The organism is Kordia sp., assembly GCF_050633145.1.
Classification (GTDB): Bacteria; Bacteroidota; Bacteroidia; order Flavobacteriales; family Flavobacteriaceae; genus Kordia.
In genome coordinates, this window is record NZ_JBOEFY010000080.1 from 76,939 (window position 1) to 94,738 (window position 17,800).

General features: G+C 33.3%; 14 protein-coding genes. 5 read left to right on the forward strand and 9 right to left on the reverse strand.

Going from position 1 to position 17,800, the window contains the following annotated elements:
* The first annotated feature begins 42 nt into the window (after positions 1-42).
* Together ACRBBL_RS26310 and hchA are read left to right on the forward strand one after the other, a co-directional pair.
* Positions 43-672 carry a nitroreductase family protein gene (locus ACRBBL_RS26310; RefSeq protein ID WP_431372085.1) on the forward strand — a complete coding sequence of 210 codons (630 nt, stop codon included), beginning with the start codon at positions 43-45 and terminating at the stop codon, positions 670-672.
* Positions 673-681: 9 nt separating this feature from the next.
* Positions 682-1,593, forward strand: a complete 912-nt coding sequence (hchA, locus tag ACRBBL_RS26315; protein WP_431372086.1) for a glyoxalase III HchA — start codon at positions 682-684, stop codon at positions 1,591-1,593.
* 82 nt (positions 1,594-1,675) lie between these two features.
* On the opposite strand, the gene thrC is transcribed toward hchA, so the two are convergent.
* From thrC to ACRBBL_RS26335, 4 genes are all read right to left on the reverse strand, one after another.
* Positions 1,676-2,956 (reverse strand): threonine synthase, encoded by a 1,281-nt coding sequence (gene thrC, locus ACRBBL_RS26320; protein WP_431372087.1) that lies wholly within the window; start codon positions 2,954-2,956, stop codon positions 1,676-1,678.
* Between the two features lie 243 nt (positions 2,957-3,199).
* Complete coding sequence (locus ACRBBL_RS26325; protein WP_431372088.1) at positions 3,200-4,123, reverse strand: homoserine kinase; 924 nt, start codon at positions 4,121-4,123, stop codon at positions 3,200-3,202.
* Positions 4,124-4,182: 59 nt separating this feature from the next.
* Positions 4,183-6,630: a bifunctional aspartate kinase/homoserine dehydrogenase I gene (thrA, locus tag ACRBBL_RS26330; protein WP_431372089.1), complete on the reverse strand. Its 2,448-nt coding sequence runs from the start codon at positions 6,628-6,630 to the stop codon at positions 4,183-4,185.
* A 52-nt stretch (positions 6,631-6,682) separates the two neighbouring features.
* Complete coding sequence (locus ACRBBL_RS26335; RefSeq protein WP_431372090.1) at positions 6,683-6,871, reverse strand: hypothetical protein; 189 nt, start codon at positions 6,869-6,871, stop codon at positions 6,683-6,685.
* Between the two features lie 321 nt (positions 6,872-7,192).
* On the opposite strand from ACRBBL_RS26335, the gene ACRBBL_RS26340 reads away from it, so the two are divergent.
* Positions 7,193-8,731 carry an NAD(P)H-hydrate dehydratase gene (locus ACRBBL_RS26340; protein WP_431372091.1) on the forward strand — a complete coding sequence of 513 codons (1,539 nt, stop codon included), beginning with the start codon at positions 7,193-7,195 and terminating at the stop codon, positions 8,729-8,731.
* A gap of 80 nt (positions 8,732-8,811) precedes the next feature.
* Here ACRBBL_RS26340 and ACRBBL_RS26345 read toward each other — a convergent pair whose 3' ends face one another.
* Together ACRBBL_RS26345 and ACRBBL_RS26350 are read right to left on the reverse strand one after the other, a co-directional pair.
* The gene (locus tag ACRBBL_RS26345) at positions 8,812-10,161 is read right to left on the reverse strand and encodes a TlpA family protein disulfide reductase (protein WP_431372092.1); all 1,350 of its coding nucleotides are present in this window, start codon (positions 10,159-10,161) and stop codon (positions 8,812-8,814) included.
* A 20-nt stretch (positions 10,162-10,181) separates the two neighbouring features.
* Positions 10,182-11,531, reverse strand: coding sequence for a TlpA family protein disulfide reductase (locus ACRBBL_RS26350; protein ID WP_431372093.1), 1,350 nt, complete (start codon positions 11,529-11,531; stop codon positions 10,182-10,184).
* Positions 11,532-11,654: 123 nt separating this feature from the next.
* On the opposite strand from ACRBBL_RS26350, the gene hutH reads away from it, so the two are divergent.
* Positions 11,655-13,160 (forward strand): histidine ammonia-lyase, encoded by a 1,506-nt coding sequence (gene hutH, locus ACRBBL_RS26355; protein WP_431372094.1) that lies wholly within the window; start codon positions 11,655-11,657, stop codon positions 13,158-13,160.
* A gap of 165 nt (positions 13,161-13,325) precedes the next feature.
* On the opposite strand, the gene ACRBBL_RS26360 is transcribed toward hutH, so the two are convergent.
* The 3 genes from ACRBBL_RS26360 to ACRBBL_RS26370 form a co-directional block, all read right to left on the reverse strand.
* Positions 13,326-13,718 carry an STAS/SEC14 domain-containing protein gene (locus ACRBBL_RS26360; RefSeq protein ID WP_431372095.1) on the reverse strand — a complete coding sequence of 131 codons (393 nt, stop codon included), beginning with the start codon at positions 13,716-13,718 and terminating at the stop codon, positions 13,326-13,328.
* Between the two features lie 120 nt (positions 13,719-13,838).
* The gene (locus ACRBBL_RS26365; protein WP_431372096.1) at positions 13,839-14,264 is read right to left on the reverse strand and encodes a hypothetical protein; all 426 of its coding nucleotides are present in this window, start codon (positions 14,262-14,264) and stop codon (positions 13,839-13,841) included.
* A 188-nt stretch (positions 14,265-14,452) separates the two neighbouring features.
* Positions 14,453-17,008 (reverse strand): ATP-dependent Clp protease ATP-binding subunit, encoded by a 2,556-nt coding sequence (locus ACRBBL_RS26370; RefSeq protein ID WP_431372097.1) that lies wholly within the window; start codon positions 17,006-17,008, stop codon positions 14,453-14,455.
* Positions 17,009-17,268: 260 nt separating this feature from the next.
* On the opposite strand from ACRBBL_RS26370, the gene ACRBBL_RS26375 reads away from it, so the two are divergent.
* Positions 17,269-17,800 (forward strand): DNA gyrase subunit A (locus ACRBBL_RS26375; RefSeq protein ID WP_431372098.1); only part of this gene is annotated, 532 nt, incomplete at its 3' end.

Sequence of the window (17,800 nt, forward strand, 5' to 3'; positions counted from 1 at the left end):
CATACGATCATATACTTTTGTCATATAAATAAAAATATGACAATGAGTTTTTTAGATAAATTAAATGAGCGTTATGCTACTAAGGCGATGAATGGCGAAGTAGTTCCGCAAGAAAAAATAAACAACATTTTAGAAGCGATAAGATTGGCTCCAACATCAAGTGGATTGCAACCTTTTGAAGTGTTTGTGATTACTAATGATGAAATTAAATCAAGTATCAAAGAAATTGCTTGGAATCAATCACAAGTAACAGACTGTTCTCATCTATTTGTATTTGCTGCTTGGGATAATTATACAGAAGATCGTATCAATTATATGTTCGATTTAACCAACGAGATTAGAGGTTTTAAAAATGAAGGTTGGGAAAATTATCGTCAAATGTTATTGTCTTCGTATCCACAAAAAGATGCAGAAACTAATTTTGAACACGCAGCGCGACAAACATATATTGCTTTTATGGCCGCCATTACTCAAGCGGCGTACGAAGGTGTAGATAGTACTCCAATGGAAGGTTTTGATCCTAATGCTTTAGATAAAATTCTCGGGTTACGTGAAAAAGGACTGCGTAGTACACTCTTATTGCCAATTGGATATAAAGACGCAGCTAAAGATTGGTTGGTAAATCTTGTAAAGGTGAGAAAACCAATGGAAAAATTAGTAACTTTTATATAATTAAAGATCATGAAGAAAAAAATAATAATTGGTTTAGTTAGTGTCATAATTCTTTCACTTATTACTCTATATATAATGACGATACCAACATCTACAGAAGATGGCGCGTACAGTCCGTCTACATTAGCATTAATGTTAGCAACGTCTTCTACAACAGATTTTGATAATACTAAATACGAAAATCCATATACAGGAAGCAAAAAAGTATTGATGATTTGTACTGAAGAAAGAAATATGACGATGGCTAATGGGAAAAAATTTTCAACAGGAAATCATCCAGTAGAAATGATGCTGCCAATGTTACATTTAAGAAATGCTGGTTTTGATATAGATATTGCAACACCAACTGGCAAACCTGTAAAAATAGAAATGTGGGCAATGCCAGAAGAAGACGAACATGTAAAAGCTATATATGCAGCATATAAACAGCAATTTGAAAACCCAAAAAGTCTATCCGATTTTGTTACAAATGAAATGAACAATAGTGCTGATTATATAGCAGTATATATTCCAGGAGGACACGGTGCTATGCTTGGACTTCCTGAAAATAAGGATTTAAACAAATTAATTCATTGGTCACACGACGAAGAGTTATTCATGCTTGCTATTTGTCACGGTCCAGCGGCATTATTAGCTGCAAATATTGATAGCGACAAAGATGCATTCGTTTATAAAGATTATAAAATTGCTGCATTTCCAGATGCTGTTGACGAGCAAACACCTATGATTGGATATATGCCAGGTCACATGCCTTGGAAATTTGGAGAAAAATTAAATGATTTGGGAGTTACAATTATTAATCAAGAAGCTGATAATACTTGTCATGTTGATAGAAAATTAATCACAGGAGCCAGTCCAGAAGCTGCGAATGATTTTGGGAAATTATCAGCAAATGAGTTGCTTAAAGAAGTGAACAAGTAAAGAGTCTATACAAAAAAAACATATAAAAAGCGATTTGAATTTTAACTCAAATCGCTTTTTTTAGTTGTTTAAAACTCTGAAATTAGTTTGTTAAAAACTTCTTCAAACCATCATAATCATTAATGAAATGTGCTTCTTTTTCTTTATGCATGATTTCTTGAATCTGTGTTGGAATGTCTAATTTTTGATTCAAGGTCGATTCAACTGTCGGTAAAAATTTGACAGGATGTGCTGTTTCTAGAAAAATACCGTATGCATCTTGTAAATCATGATTTTTTAAACCTAAATACCCAACAGCGCCATGCGGATCGGCAATGTACTTATGTTGATTGTAGATAGATTTCATAGCCGTTTTCGTTTCTGTATCTGTGAAACTATAGGATGAAAAATGCTGTTTGATCGTTGCTAAATCATTATTATATAATTCTTGAATACGAATGAAGTTACTCGGATTTCCAACATCCATCGCGTTTGAAATAGTTGCTATTGATTTCTTTGGAACATATTCACCATTTTCCAAATAGTTTGAAACTGTATCATTTACATTCGTTGAAGCAATAAAATGCTGAATTGGCAACCCTAATTTCTGCGCCATGATTCCTGCACAAATGTTTCCAAAGTTTCCACTAGGAACAGAGAAGACAATATTTTCATGTTTTTTGTGTATTGCTTTATATGCAAAGAAAAAGTAGAACATTTGCGGCAACCAACGTGCAATATTGATAGAGTTTGCAGAGGTTAATGTACGTTCAATTTCTGCATCTAAAAAAGCAGTTTTTACCATTTCTTGGCAATCATCAAAAACGCCATCAACTTCTAAGGCTGTAATATTTTGTCCTAATGTAGTTAATTGCTTCTCTTGAATCTCGCTGACTTTTCCACTCGGATATAAAATCACAACATCAACACCTTTTACGCCTAAAAAACCATTGGCAACTGCGCCGCCAGTATCTCCAGAAGTCGCAACTAAAACCGTAACTTTTTCTTCTTTATCTCGATTAAAATATCCTAAACAACGTGCCATAAATCGTGCACCAACATCTTTAAAAGCCATTGTTGGACCATGAAACAATTCTAAAGTTCCAATATGCTCTTCAATCGGAACAACAGGGAAATCGAAACTCAAGGTTTCTGTAATAATTTCTTTTAAAACATTCGTTGGAATATCATCTCCGACAAATTGCTGAATGGCTTCAAAGGCAATTTCTTCATGTGAATACTTGTCAATATTTTTGATAAAATCTTCAGATAACGGTGTGATGTTTTCAGGAAAATAAATTCCTCTATCGGGCGCTAATCCCCGAATTACAGCTTCTTTAAAAGAAACTTTTGGTGCGTTATGGTGTAGACTGTAATAATTCATTGTTTGTTGCTTGTTTGTTGTTCTTATTCTGAACGTCAGTTCGAGTGCTAAATTTTTAATTTAGTGATGCTTTACATTTAAAATTTATTATTTTACATTTTGAGTTCCCAAGTACTTCTCGATACAATTTTTCTTCATTTTATTTCGAAAAATCACTCGAAGAGACGTTTGATATTTAATTTTACCCAAGACCCAAGACCCAAGATCTGTCACATTGAGTGCAGTCGAAATGCAAGATCCAAATCACTCAAGAATTCGACAACCATTCGTATTTACTTTCGAAACATGTATGTCGTAATCGATGTTAAGGTTCTTATAAGTTTCAGACATGGTTTTAGCTACTTTTTCCGCCATTTCTTTTCCTTTACTTAAAGCAAATATAGAAGGTCCAGAACCTGAAATTCCTGCGCCTAATGCGCCACAATTGATTGCATTTTCTTTGACTTCATCAAATCCAGGAATCAAGATAGAGCGTAATGGTTCTACGATTTCATCATGTAATGATCTACTTATTAAATCATAATCAGATGTGTATAAACCGCTTATCAATCCACCTAAATTTCCAATCTGTATAATTGATTTTTTCAATGAAATATTTTTCTTCAAAACAGAACGAGAGTCTGATGTTTTTACTTCAATCTGCGGATGAATTACAGTTGCATACAATTCATTTGGCGTTGGAATTTTAATCAAATCCAAAGGATCATAACTTCGTACTAAGGTAAATCCACCCAAAAGGGCAGGAGCTACATTATCTGCATGTGCTGTTCCACTTGCGAGTTTTTCACCTTCCATGGCAAATGGTACCAATTCTTTTGCAGAAAATGGTTTTCCAAGCAATTCATTCATTGCCCAAACCGTTCCTGCTGAACTTGCAGCACTACTTCCAATTCCGCTTCCAGCTTTGATATTTTTATAAATTTCAATTTCAAAACCATGATCTAAACCAAGTTTTTCAAGCATTGCTAATCCTGCAACACCAGCTACATTTTTGTTCGTTTCTAATGGTAAATCTTGCCCGACAAGCTTTGAAATTTTGATGCCTTTTTCAGACATTTTCCGAATGATCATTTCGTCACCAACGGTATCCAAGCAAAGTCCTAGGACGTCGAATCCACAAGATACATTGGCAATGGTTGCTGGCGCGAATATTTTGAGTTCGTTCATTTTTTTTAGTATTGAGATGTTAGTATTGAGAAAGTTTCAATACTAACATCTATAATTTCTTAAAATTTTCCAATTCGAATGACATCTGCAAAGATTCCAGAAGCAGTAACTTCTGCACCTGCTCCAGCACCTTTTATTTGTAAAGGCTGTGCTACATAACGATCTGTAAAGAAGAGAACAATATTGTCGCTTCCTTCCAAATTGTAAAAAGGATGATCGGCAGGAATGTGTTGTAAACCAACTTTTGCTTTTCCATTTTCAAAAGTAGCTACATATTTTAAGCGGCAATCTTTGTCATTAGCTTCTTTGAAAATTTGCTGAAAATGCGCTTCGTGTTTTGTTAAAGACGCATAAAAGTCTTCATTATTGTCTGTTGCCAATGTTTCTTCTGGAAGGAATGAATTGTTTTCAATGTCCTCTAATTCCATCACATAACCACTTTCACGAGCTAAGATTAGAATTTTACGCGCAACATCAACACCACTTAAATCTATTTTTGGATCTGGTTCTGTATAGCCTTCTTTTTGTGCTTGCGTTACCACTTCATGAAATGTATTTTCATTACTAAGATTGTTAAATACAAAGTTTAAACTTCCTGAAAGTACGGCTTGTATTTTGTGAATTCTGTCTCCAGAAGCAACCACATTTTTGAGTGTATCAATAATTGGTAATCCTGCACCAACATTAGTTTCAAACAAAAATGGAGCATTGTATTTTTGTGATATACGTTTTAAATTCTGATAGTTTTCGTATTCGGAAGCACATGCAATTTTGTTACAGGTAACAACCGAAATGTTATTTCTTAGATAGCTGCCATATACTTTAGAAACTTTATGACTCGCGGTAATATCAATAAAAATACTGTTGCGTAGATTGTGTGATTTTACGGATTCATGAAATTTGTCTAAACTCGCTTTTACGCCAGTAACTAAATAGTTTTTCCAGTTATCTAAATCAATACCTTCTGCATCAAAAAGCATTGTTCGTGAGTTAGAAATACCAATTACTCGAATGTTTAATTTGAGTTGTTCACGCAAGTATTTTCGTTGTTGGTGAAGTTGTGCTAAAAAGCGTTCACCTACATTTCCAACACCAGTTACAAATAGATTGAGTTGTTTTACTTTTTCTTCAAAGAATTCTTCATGTAAAGCATTCAAGGCTTTTTTAGCATCGTCGCTATTGATAACTGCAGAGATATTTTTCTCAGAAGCTCCTTGTGCAATGGCGCGAATGTTTACATTGTTTTTACCAAGCATGCTAAACATTTTACCACTCAATCCTTGGTGATTTTTCATGTTTTCACCCACCAAAGCAATGATGGCAAGTTGTTGTTCTACTAAAATTGGATCTACTTTTCCTGAGGCAATTTCATAGGCAAAGGTTTCATCAATGGCAATTTTAGCTTTTGAAGCTTCTTTGTCATTGATTCCGATACAAATTGAATGTTCGGAAGATGCTTGTGTGATTAAAATAATGTTGATTTGTGCTGCTAAGAGTGTTTCAAACAAACGTTTGGAAAACCCTGGAATTCCAATCATTCCACTTCCTTCTAAGGTAAGTAATGAGATATTTTCTATATAACTTATTCCTTTTACAGGACGCTGTTTTCCGCTAGGATTTTTTGTGATACGCGTTCCTTCTTGATCTGGAGAAAAAGTATTTTTAACTAGAATCGGAATTTGTTTTTTGAGTACAGGTTGAATGGTTGGTGGATAAATTACTTTTGCACCAAAGTGAGATAATTCCATTGCTTCTTGATACGAAATGTGTGGAATTGGTGTTGCTTGTTTTACAATTCGTGGATTTGCGGTGTACATTCCGCTTACATCCGTCCAAATTTGTAATTCATCAGCATTAACCGCTGCTGCAATAATGGCAGCTGTATAATCAGAACCACCACGACCAAGCGTTGTCGTTTCTCCATTCTCAGTAGCTGCAATAAATCCAGGAAGGATGACAATTTGGTGTGCATCTGTATCAAAGAATGATTTACAATTTTCCTGTGTTAATTTCATCATCACCTGCGCATTTTCATAGCTTTCTGATGCAATAATGAGTTCTCGACTGTCTTTGTAAGCACTATTGAGTTTGCGTACTTTCATCACTTCTGATATGATGAATGATGATAATAATTCACCAAAACTAGCAATGGTAGCCAATGTTTTTGGTGTTAACTCGCGCAGCAAAAAACAACCTTCATATAACGTTTCTAAATAGTTTAATAGTCGTTTTGTATGACTAATGATGGCACTTTGTTCTGTGACAGGAATTAAGTCTTTTACAACTTGAATGTGTCTGTTTTCAATTTCTTGAAGCAGTGATTTGTAGTATTCATCTTTTATAGCGGCTAGTTCTGCAGTTTTTAAAAGCATATTTGTAGTGTTTCCAAAAGCAGAAACGACGATTGCTATTTTTTTATCTTTTGAAGCTTTTGTAATAATATCTATTACTAAGTCTATATTTTGAGCATTGGCAACAGAAGTACCGCCAAATTTGAGTACGTTCATGAGTATTGTTTTGTATGGTTATCAGTAATGTTGGTTGTGGAGTGTTTGTATCTTATTTTGACATTGTTCTTTTAATAAAAAGTCCTGCGCATACTACAGCGGCAAGTATGTACAATAGTTTTTTATCTGTAATAGCTTCTACCCAACTTTTATCAAAAAAAAGAACATTTATCAATGCAGCTAAAAAATATCCGACTAAAATTCCTAATGATATTTTAAAATTTTTGTTCTTGTCTGACATTATTTTTAAGATTGAATAAAATAAACAAACACCGATTGGTAATATATATAGTTAGACCCCAAAAGGGGTAATCGTAGCAATTGTTACAGTGGTGCGCGTCCCTGTAAAAATAGATGAAGAAAAAATTGTTGCTACTAAATGCATGTTTTGTCGTATGATATTGTTCAAAAGTATTACTTTTATGACCATAAACAAACTATATATTCATTTTTTACAAATTACTAGTGAAAGCAGTCTTTTTTTGTAGATGCACTAAAAAAGCATAGTCAATTGTAAAGAATTTGATCAAATGTGTAATCTCTTACACTAACATAACGATACATGAAGATATATTCAGCAGCTCAAATCTACGAAGCAATCAATCGTACGATAGAAAAAAATCAAATTTCGTCAAATGACTTAATGGAATTTACAGCAACTCAACTTTTTAATTGGTTTCATACACGCATGCAAGGTGCACAAGTTCCGATTCATGTGTATTGTGGAATAGGAAATAATGGTGGTTGCGGATTGGCACTTGGACGTCAATTGTTACATCATGGATATAATGTGCATGTGTATGTGGTAAATTTTAGCGACAAGCGTACCAAAGATTTTCTGATTAATTACGATCGAATCAAAGAGTTTAAAGTATGGCCAAAATTATTGAGTTCATGCGAAGAACTTCCAGAGATGAAGGAAGAAGATATTATTGTTGATGCAATTTTTGGAATTGGATTGAATCGTGAAACTGCTGATTGGGTTAAAGAGTTAATCAAGTATATCAATGCTTCAAAAGCATATACGGTTTCACTTGATGTACCTTCAGGATTGTATCCAGATCATGGACCAGAAGATAAGGAAGCAGTTATTAGAAGTAATTATACCTTAACGAGCCAAGCACCAAAATTGAGTTTCTTTTTGCCAGAAACAGGTATTTATATACAACAATGGGAAGCTATTGATGTTGGATTGGATCAGGAGTATTTGCAAACCACAGATACCGAAGTACAATTAATTGACAAGTTGGAAGTATTGCCATTGTATATTCCGCGAAAAAAGTATGCACATAAAGGAACGTATGGACATAGTTTGATTGTTGGTGGAAGTTATGGAAAAATTGGCGCCGTTACTTTGGCGAGTTCGGCATGTTTACGCGTTGGGACAGGATTGATTTCTGCGTATGTCCCTGAATGCGGTTATACTGTTTTGCAAAGTTCATTACCAGAAGCTATGGTGATTTGTGATGAAAACGAAAAGAATATTGCTAATATTATATACGATATTGAACCAACAGCTATTGGAATTGGCGTTGGTATGGGAACAGATAAAGTAACAGTGAAAGCCTTGGAAACTTTTTTAAAGAAGAATACCAATCGTTTGGTGATTGATGCTGATGCGTTGAATATACTTTCTGCGAACACAAAATTATTAAAGTCTGTACCAAAAGGTTCTATTTTAACGCCACATCCGAAGGAGTTGGAACGTTTGATAGGCGAGTGGACAGATGATTTTGATAAGTTAGCCAAAGCAAAAGCGTTCGCTAAAAAGTATAACGTTATCTTACTTATAAAAGGAGCGCATTCAATTATCATCTATGATAATTTCTTGTATATAAATAATACTGGAAACCCTGGAATGGCAACTGCTGGAAGTGGCGATGTATTGACAGGAATGTTGACAGGCTTACTTTCACAAAATTACGACCCAATATCGGCAACTATTTTTGGTGTGTATTTGCATGGAAAAGCAGGAGATATTGCACTATCTGGTTTAGGATATCAAGCGTTAATTGCTAGAGATATTATAGATTATATAGGAGATGCGTATTTGGATTTGTTTAAACAACCAGAAGAACCATCTGCGGAAGCAAAAGCATAATACTATTTATTATTAGATATAAAAACAAAAAAACGCTTTGGAACTCCAAAGCGTTTTTTATTAGTATATGTTTTGAGTTATTAGATTTTTAACTCGTTAAATAGTTCGATCAATTTAGGACTTGATGGTCTTGGTGCATCAGCACTTACAATCTTTCCATTAGGATCTATTAAAATAAATCTTGGAATGCCTTCAATTGCATAATCAGCAACAAACTTAGATTTCCAAGCATCGTCTGCCATTAATTGAATTCCTCCTAATTCTTTATCTACAACCATTTTTTTCCATGTTTCATGAGCTTTCTCTTGGTCAATAGATATAGAAACAAACTCTATGTTTTTGTTATGATATTGTTTTTCCACTTTTTTTAATGATGGAATTTCTTGAATACAAGGTCCACACCAAGTTGCCCAAACATCAATATATACATACTTTCCTTTTAAGTCTGCCAAGCTCGTTTTTCCACCTTTATGATTTTCATAATCGAATGATGGAGAATCTTTCCCAGCGACAAGGTTTTTAATTATATCATACTTTTTAGTCAATTCCTTTTTGAATTTTTCGTCTTGCGATATTTCAGAAAGTGATTTGTATAAGTAATCAGATTCCTTGTAAGATGGAGAAATAAAATAAGATAACTCTTCTGCTATTGTATTTTTTAAAGTTTTAGACTTTAATCCTTTAATAATACTAACAGTACCTTTAATATCTTCATTAGGCTTTAGTTTTTCTGAATAATGATTAAGCGCTAATTCTTTAAAAGCTTTAAATTGTTTGATATTTTCTTCATTATCGTAATCAACATCTTTGAAATATGCTAGTAATTCTTCAGAAGGTTTGAAATCTTCATTCTTAGAATAATATGGGTAGTACATTGCATGTCTTGAAAGATTAAGCAAATGTGCAAATTTGATATTCTTTTTTTCTAAAGCAATAAACTCATCATCTAAGCCTTTAGTTTCCTTTAACGCTTTGATACTTTCCTCTTTAAAACCTGTAATTATTTTTATAAACTCAGGTTCTTCTTTTGAGAATATCTCTACTGCATTTCTACTTTTATTTCGATTTGTTTTTGCTAATAAGAAATTATTTGTAGCAGCGCCTTTACCTTCGTAACTCATACTATCAATAAATTTAGTAGCATCGGTAGTTATTTTTAAATCCTTTGCAGGAGCTATAAATAATGATGCGCTACTTCTTTCGTGCATTAGTGTGTAGTAACCAGTATCTACACGTAATGTATCCGTAAAAGTACCATTGTCATTTAGTTTGATTTCTTTTTTAAAATCATTATTGACAAGTAGAATTTTATCATCTTTTTGATTCTCTATTTTTCCAGAGAGTACAGTATACTCTACTTTATCTGCTTTTGAATCGTTTGCACACGAAACAATAGCGAAACCAGCAATGAATAACAATATTTTTTTCATGGTTTTCAATGTATGGTTCTTTATATTTTTAACTCATTAAATAGTTCGATCAATTTAGGACTTGATGGTCTTGGCGCATCTGCATTTACAATTTTTCCATTAGGATCTATTAAAATAAACCTAGGAATACCTTCAATCGCATAATCTGTTACAAATTGAGATTTCCAAGCATTGTCTGCCATTAATTGGATTCCACCAAGTTCTCTGTTTTTAATCATGCTTTTCCAAGTTTCATAAGCATCTTTTTGATCTATAGAAATAGAAACAAATTCGATGTTTTTACCATGATATTCTTTTTCAACTTTCTTTAAAGATGGAATTTCTCCAATACATGGTCCGCACCAAGTTGCCCAAACATCAATATATACATACTTTCCTTTTAAATCGGCTAAACTTGTTTTTCCACCAGCGTTATTTTCATAGTCAAAGCTTGGAGAATTTTTTCCAGTTACTAAGTTTTGTACCTTGTTGTATTTTTCGGTTACTTCTTTCAGAATTTTTTCATTTTTAGCAATTTCTTTAATCGTATTGAAGATTTTTTCATTGTGTTTTCCAGAAGGAGAAATATCGTATGCAATTTCACTAGCCAAAGCATTCTTAATATTTTGCGACTTAAGCCCTTTGATTGTATTGATGCTCTCTACTTTTAATGAATCTTCATAGTATTCTTTCATGTAATGTTGAGATACTATTTGTTGGTATGAATCAAAGTTTCTATAATCTGCTTCATTATCATAATCAACTTTATCTAAGGCATCTAAAAGGTTTTCAGATGCTTTGTAATCTTCTTTTTTCGCAAAGTATGGATGGTAAGATGGATATCTTGCAAGGTTTGCTAAATATTCATAATTGATGCTTTCTTTTTCTAAAGCAACAAATTCTTTACTTAAGTCTTTAGCTTCCGTTAATCTGCCTAAAGCTTTGGTTTTCATTTCACCAATTTTCTTTAAAAAATCTGCTTCTTCATTAGCATATACTTCTTGAAAGTTAAGATTTCCACCTTCTGACAGTTTTTTGGCTAGATAACTGTTTGGAGCAGTTCCATTTCCAGTAAATTTCATTTCGCTATTAAACTTAAGTCCGTCTGTACTCATGTTTAATGAATCGCCTTGCGATAAATATAATGAAGCACGGTTTCTTCCGTATCGTACTGTATAATATCCTTCATCGATGGTTAAAGTATCTAAAAATGTACCATCGTCTTTAAGGTTAATTTCATGTTTAAAATCGCCGCCAGAAATAACAATTTTGTCAGCTTTTTTATTTTCTACTTTTCCAGACAATATAGCGTAATCTATTTTTTCTGGTTTTGGTTCTGTTTTACAAGAAAAGATTGCTAATCCAGCAATCAATAGCAATGATTTTTTCATTTTTTTCAAAGTTTGTTTTCTCAAATGTACTAGATTCTTCTTTTAATCAATAAATTATTAACAAATATTTGGTTAATACAGTTTGAATTTTGACTTTTGAAAGATAATTTTGATTAGACTATCATGATACACCAAATAAGTTCACAAATTCTCGATATTACAACGATTCAAGAATTATTACATTCCAATGCAACATTGGAGTTATCAGCCACAGCTACAGAAAAAATTAGCGCTTGTCGTGCATATTTAGATAAACGTTTGCAAGACCAAAAAACGCCTATTTATGGTATAAATACTGGGTTTGGTTCATTGTGTAATGTGAAGATCTCTGATGAACATTTATCAAAATTACAAGAAAACTTAGTGATGTCGCATGCATGTGGAACTGGAGATCGTGTGCCAAAAGAGATTGTAAAGTTAATGCTGTTATTAAAAGTTCAATCGTTGAGTTATGGACATTCTGCAGCGCAACTGGAAACAGTAGAGCGTTTGATTGATTTTTATAACCATGATATTTTACCTGTAGTTTTTGAACAAGGTTCACTTGGAGCTTCTGGCGATTTAGCGCCATTAGCACATTTGTCGCTACCACTCTTAGGAAAAGGAAGTGTATATTATAAAGGAAAAGAAGTTCCAGCAGCTGAAGTTTTAGCTAAGTTTGATTGGCAACCTATTGAGTTGAAAGCAAAAGAAGGATTGGCATTATTAAACGGAACACAGTTTATGAGTGCATATGGTGTACATTGCTTATTAAAAGCATATAAGTTGTCTTACTGCGCAGATTTCTTTGCAGCTATTTCATTGGAAGCATTTGATGGAAGATTGGAACCTTTTAATGATTTAATTCACTTGATTCGTCCACACAATGGGCAATTGAAAACGGCAAAACGCATACAAGAATTTGTAGCTGGTAGCGAATTAATTTCACAAGAAAAGAAACATGTGCAAGATCCGTATTCGTTTCGATGTGTACCGCAAGTACATGGAGCTACAAAAGACACATTGGCTTTTATTAGAAAAACATTTGAAACAGAGATTAATTCGGTAACAGATAATCCAAATATTTTTATAGAAGAAGATGAAATTATTTCTGGTGGAAATTTCCATGGACAACCTTTAGCATTGGCTTTAGATTATTTGGCAATTGCTATGGCAGAATTGGGTAATATTTCGGAACGTAGAACATTTCAGTTGGTTGCAGGATTGAGAGGTTTGCCAGCATTTTTGGTAAACAATCCAGGTTTAAACTCTGGTTTTATGATTCCGCAATACACCGCAGCAAGTATTGTAAGTCAAAACAAACAATATGCTACACCAGCAAGTATTGATTCTATTGTTTCTTCAAATGGACAGGAAGATCATGTAAGTATGGGCGCTAATGCAGCAACTAAAGCTATTAAAGTTGTAGATAATATAGAACGTGTTTTGGCTATTGAATTGTTAAATGCTTCTCAAGCCTTAGTGTTTAGAGCACCAATGAAAAGTTCGGATTTTATTGAAACATTTATACAAGCTTACCGATTGGAAGTTCCTTTTGTAGATGAAGATAGAGAGTTGCATATTGCTATTCGTGATACCTTATCATTTATACAACATACAGTAATTGAAAACGAGGTTCTGTTTTCTTAGTTTATAGGTTTGTGAGTTTAGAGAGTTTATAGTTTCGGAAGACTTCTCGATACTAAATTTCTTTGGAATTTCACTCGAAGTGACGTTTGTTATTTGAAGTAAGGGAGTTTCTTAGGACGAAGTAATTTAAAATATATCATTCAACATTTAAAATTCAATATAAAATTACAAATACGTTTTTGACCAAATAATTGCTTCTTCTTTAGTTTTGAAGATATTCATTGGCTTGTTGAAAAAGTGTTTTTCAATTTTTACATTATGATTATCGATAAATTTATCAGATACAATAGCGATTGCTTTTAAGTTTTCTATTTCAAATACTTTTAAATACAGCATCGGATCAACTGCATAAGAGTTTTTACGAATAGTAATATACGCAAACGGTTGTGTTGGAAAGTGTGTGTGTGCAATAGAGATAATTTCGCCAACAGATTCAATGTTTAAAGTAATACCTTCATTGAGTTGTGCAAGCATATAATTCTCATAAATTTCTACCTTGCCTATTTGCAAAGTATACTTTTTAATGTGTGAATTACTATTTCCGTTAGCTATTTGCACTATTTAGAGTTTTATTAAATATAGGATTTTTAATTTCGATCTACTAAAATAATAGATGAAATGCACAAAGATATGTGACTTTTGATGATTCTAATGTAAATAAAAGAGTAATTTAATAGCTTACATTACAGAATTATCTGAAACATGACTGTTATTATTCTGAAGTGGTATAATTTTATCGAGCCAATTCACGGCATTATTGATTGTTGTGAATAATTCATAACGCCCTTTGAAGAAACTTTTTTCAACATGTGCATTAAGAGAAGAAAATTTTTGATCGGAAACTACAGCAATTCCTTTTAGTAGTTTATTTTCTGGAAGCATTTTATATACTTGCGGATCAATAGAGTAGGAGTTTTTTCGATATGAAATATATCCGAAAGGAACTTTATAATTTTCAAGAAAAAATTGAAAAAAGGAAAGCATCACATCTATGGTTACATGTACGCCTTCATTAATCTCACCAATGATTAAATCATTGTATAGATAGAGCTTTCCATTTTCGAAAGTATATGTGTCATTTAATTCTTTTCCTATAATTTGCATTCTATGGTAAGTTTTATTTCGAGGCAAAACTAGAAAAAAGCTATGCATGCATACTATTTTATAAATGCTTTGTAGATATTTTAGATGAAATACATGTTTTTATCTTCAAAAAACACAAAAAGGGGAAAAAAAGAAAAATCCTGCTTTCGAAAAAACAGGATTTTTATATGTGTTTAGTAATGAGTTAATTAAGATTCAGCTGGCTTTTCTGCTTTTTCAATCTTAATAGTTAACTCGTCATTTCCTTCATCTAAATCCATGAAAATCTTATCACCTTCATGAATTTTTGCAGTAATGATTTCTTCAGCAAGTGCATCTTCAATGTATTTTTGAATTGCTCTTTTTAGTGGTCTTGCACCGTATTGCTTATCAAATCCTTTATCAGCGATATAATCTTTTGCTTTATCACTTAATAGCAAATCATAACCTAAACCTTTGATTCTTGAGTATAACTTCGCGATTTCGATATCGATAATTTTGTGAATGTGTTCACGTTCTAAGACATTAAAGATAACTACATCGTCAATTCTGTTTAAGAATTCTGGAGCAAACGCTTTTTTCAAAGCATTTTCAATCACACCTTTTGCATGATCGTCAGCTTGTGATTTCTGAGCATTCGTTCCAAAACCAACTCCAGCTCCAAAATCTTTCAATTTACGCGCACCAATATTTGATGTCATAATAATGATTGTGTTTCTAAAATCAATCTTTCTTCCTAAACTATCCGTTAAATATCCATCATCTAATACTTGTAGCATCATATTAAATACATCTGGATGTGCTTTTTCAACTTCATCAAGTAATACAACAGCATATGGTTTTCTACGAACTTTCTCTGTTAATTGCCCACCTTCTTCGTATCCTACGTACCCTGGAGGTGCACCAACTAGACGAGAAATGGCGAATTTTTCCATGTATTCACTCATGTCAATTCTGATCAAAGTTTCTTCAGAATCAAATAGTTCGCGAGCTAACACTTTAGCTAACTGTGTTTTACCAACTCCAGTTTGCCCTAAAAAGATAAATGAACCTATTGGCTTATTTGGATCTTTAAGTCCCGCACGGTTACGCTGAATCGCTTTTACGACTTTTCCAACTGCTTCATCTTGTCCTATTACTTTTCCTTTAATTAACTCAGGAAGTTGTGCTAGTTTGTTACTTTCTGTTTGTGCAATTCTGTTTACAGGAATTCCAGTCATCATCGAAACTACGTCAGCTACATTCTCTTCATCAACAGTTTCTTTATGTTGTTTAGATTCTTCTTCCCATTTTTCTTGCGAAATTGCCAATTCTTTTTCCAAACGCTTTTCGTCGTCTCTTAATTTGGCAGCTTCTTCATATTTCTGCTTTTTCACGACAGAATTTTTCAATTCACGTACTTCTTCTAATTGACGTTCCAAATCTAAAATTTGTTTTGGTACATCAATATTAGTAATGTGAACTCTTGATCCTGCTTCGTCTAAAGCATCAATAGCTTTGTCTGGAAGAAAACGATCGCTCATATATCTATTTGTTAATGTAACACAAGCTCTTATAGCTTCTGGTGTATAACTAACATTGTGATGTTCTTCGTATTTGTCTTTGATGTTCTCTAAAATTTCAATTGTTTCTTCGACAGTAGTTGGTTCAACTACTACTTTTTGGAAACGTCTTTCTAAAGCACCATCTTTTTCAATATGTTGTCTGTATTCATCTAGCGTAGTAGCTCCAATACATTGCAGTTCACCTCTTGCTAAAGCTGGCTTAAACATGTTAGATGCATCCAAACTTCCGGTAGCTCCACCAGCGCCAACAATAGTATGAATTTCATCAATGAAAAGAATAATGTCATCATTCTTCTCCAATTCATTCATCACAGCTTTCATGCGCTCTTCAAACTGACCTCTGTATTTTGTACCAGCAACTAAGCTTGCCAAGTCTAATGTAACTACTCTTTTATTAAAGAGAATACGTGACACTTTACGTTTTACAATTCTATTGGCTAAACCTTCGGCAATGGCAGATTTACCAACACCAGGTTCACCAATTAAAATTGGATTGTTCTTTTTACGTCTACTCAAAATTTGAGAAACACGTTCTATTTCTTTTTCACGGCCAACTACAGGATCTAGTTTTCCTTCTTCAGCGAGTGCTGTCAAATCTCTTCCGAAATTATCTAGTACTGGCGTTTTAGATTTCTTATTTACTTTTCCGCCTGAGTTTGAAGAACCAAAAGGATTCTCTTTAGAAGATTCTTGCGATCCACTATTATCATCAGAGAAAGATTCTGAACGTGGCGTGTCTATATAATCGTCATCATTTGTTATCATATACTTAAATTGCTCTTTAACGTTATCGTAATCGACCTTTAACTTATTTAAAAGTTTTGTAGTAGGATCGTTTTCATTTCGTAGGATGCACAATAATAAATGTGCGGTATTGATAGAAGAACTTTGAAAAAGTTTAGCTTCTAAAAATGTAGTTTTGAGGGCTCTTTCGGCTTGTCTCGTTAAATGTAAATTTCGCTTTTCGTTTGGCGCGACTGCCACATTTGGGTTTGCGGGGCTTAAAATTTCAACTTTTCTACGCAAATGTGTCAAATCGACATCTAATGCGTTTAAAATATTGATAGCTTTGCCGTTTCCATCTCGGAGGAGTCCAAGCATTAAATGTTCTGTGCCAATGAAATCATGGCCAAGACGCAACGCTTCTTCCTTGCTATAGGCTATTACATCCTTTACTCTTGGGGAGAAATTATCATCCATATATATTATTTCCTTTCGCCATTAAAATTAATACTTCAAACTGAATAATACAAAAATTGTTCCGTGATAAAGGCGTATTTGTGTGAAATGACAAAAAAAACGTTGAATTCATAGTTTGTCATATTGAATTATCAAAAAAAACTTATCAAAAATTGTTAATAAAAAAACGTTAAAATGACTTGCAAAATCCTCGCTGAATACTAGTAAATGTTGTATATTGACCCGATTTGTAAAACTCGAAATATTAAAACTTAAAATACATGGCAGAAGGAGAAAAGTTAATCCCCATTAATATCGAAGATGAGATGAAGTCTGCTTACATCGATTATTCGATGTCAGTCATTGTGTCACGTGCACTTCCAGATGTAAGAGATGGTATGAAACCCGTACATCGTAGAGTATTATTTGGAATGCATGAACTCGGAGTAAGATCTAGTTCCGCACATAAGAAATCTGCAAGAATCGTAGGAGAAGTATTAGGAAAGTATCACCCACATGGAGATACATCTGTATACGACGCTATGGTACGTATGGCGCAAGAATGGAGTTTGCGTTATATGCTAGTTGACGGACAAGGTAACTTCGGTTCTATTGATGGAGATAGTCCTGCAGCAATGCGTTATACGGAGGCAAGAATGCGTAAGATATCGGATGATATGTTGGCAGATATTGATAAAGATACCGTAGATCATTCCCTAAATTTTGATGACACTTTAAAAGAACCAACTGTATTGCCCACAAGAGTTCCAGGATTATTAATCAATGGAGCTTCTGGTATTGCTGTTGGTATGG

Coding starts and splice junctions, on each gene's coding strand:
- ACRBBL_RS26310 (WP_431372085.1), top strand. CDS start 43: ATGAGTTTTTTAGATAAATTAAATGAGCGTTATGCTACTAAGGCGATG.
- hchA (WP_431372086.1), top strand. CDS start 682: ATGAAGAAAAAAATAATAATTGGTTTAGTTAGTGTCATAATTCTTTCA.
- thrC (WP_431372087.1), bottom strand. CDS start 2,956: ATGAATTATTACAGTCTACACCATAACGCACCAAAAGTTTCTTTTAAA.
- ACRBBL_RS26325 (WP_431372088.1), bottom strand. CDS start 4,123: ATGAACGAACTCAAAATATTCGCGCCAGCAACCATTGCCAATGTATCT.
- thrA (WP_431372089.1), bottom strand. CDS start 6,630: ATGAACGTACTCAAATTTGGCGGTACTTCTGTTGCCAATGCTCAAAAT.
- ACRBBL_RS26335 (WP_431372090.1), bottom strand. CDS start 6,871: ATGTCAGACAAGAACAAAAATTTTAAAATATCATTAGGAATTTTAGTC.
- ACRBBL_RS26340 (WP_431372091.1), top strand. CDS start 7,193: ATGAAGATATATTCAGCAGCTCAAATCTACGAAGCAATCAATCGTACG.
- ACRBBL_RS26345 (WP_431372092.1), bottom strand. CDS start 10,161: ATGAAAAAAATATTGTTATTCATTGCTGGTTTCGCTATTGTTTCGTGT.
- ACRBBL_RS26350 (WP_431372093.1), bottom strand. CDS start 11,531: ATGAAAAAATCATTGCTATTGATTGCTGGATTAGCAATCTTTTCTTGT.
- hutH (WP_431372094.1), top strand. CDS start 11,655: ATGATACACCAAATAAGTTCACAAATTCTCGATATTACAACGATTCAA.
- ACRBBL_RS26365 (WP_431372096.1), bottom strand. CDS start 14,264: ATGCAAATTATAGGAAAAGAATTAAATGACACATATACTTTCGAAAAT.
- ACRBBL_RS26370 (WP_431372097.1), bottom strand. CDS start 17,008: ATGGATGATAATTTCTCCCCAAGAGTAAAGGATGTAATAGCCTATAGC.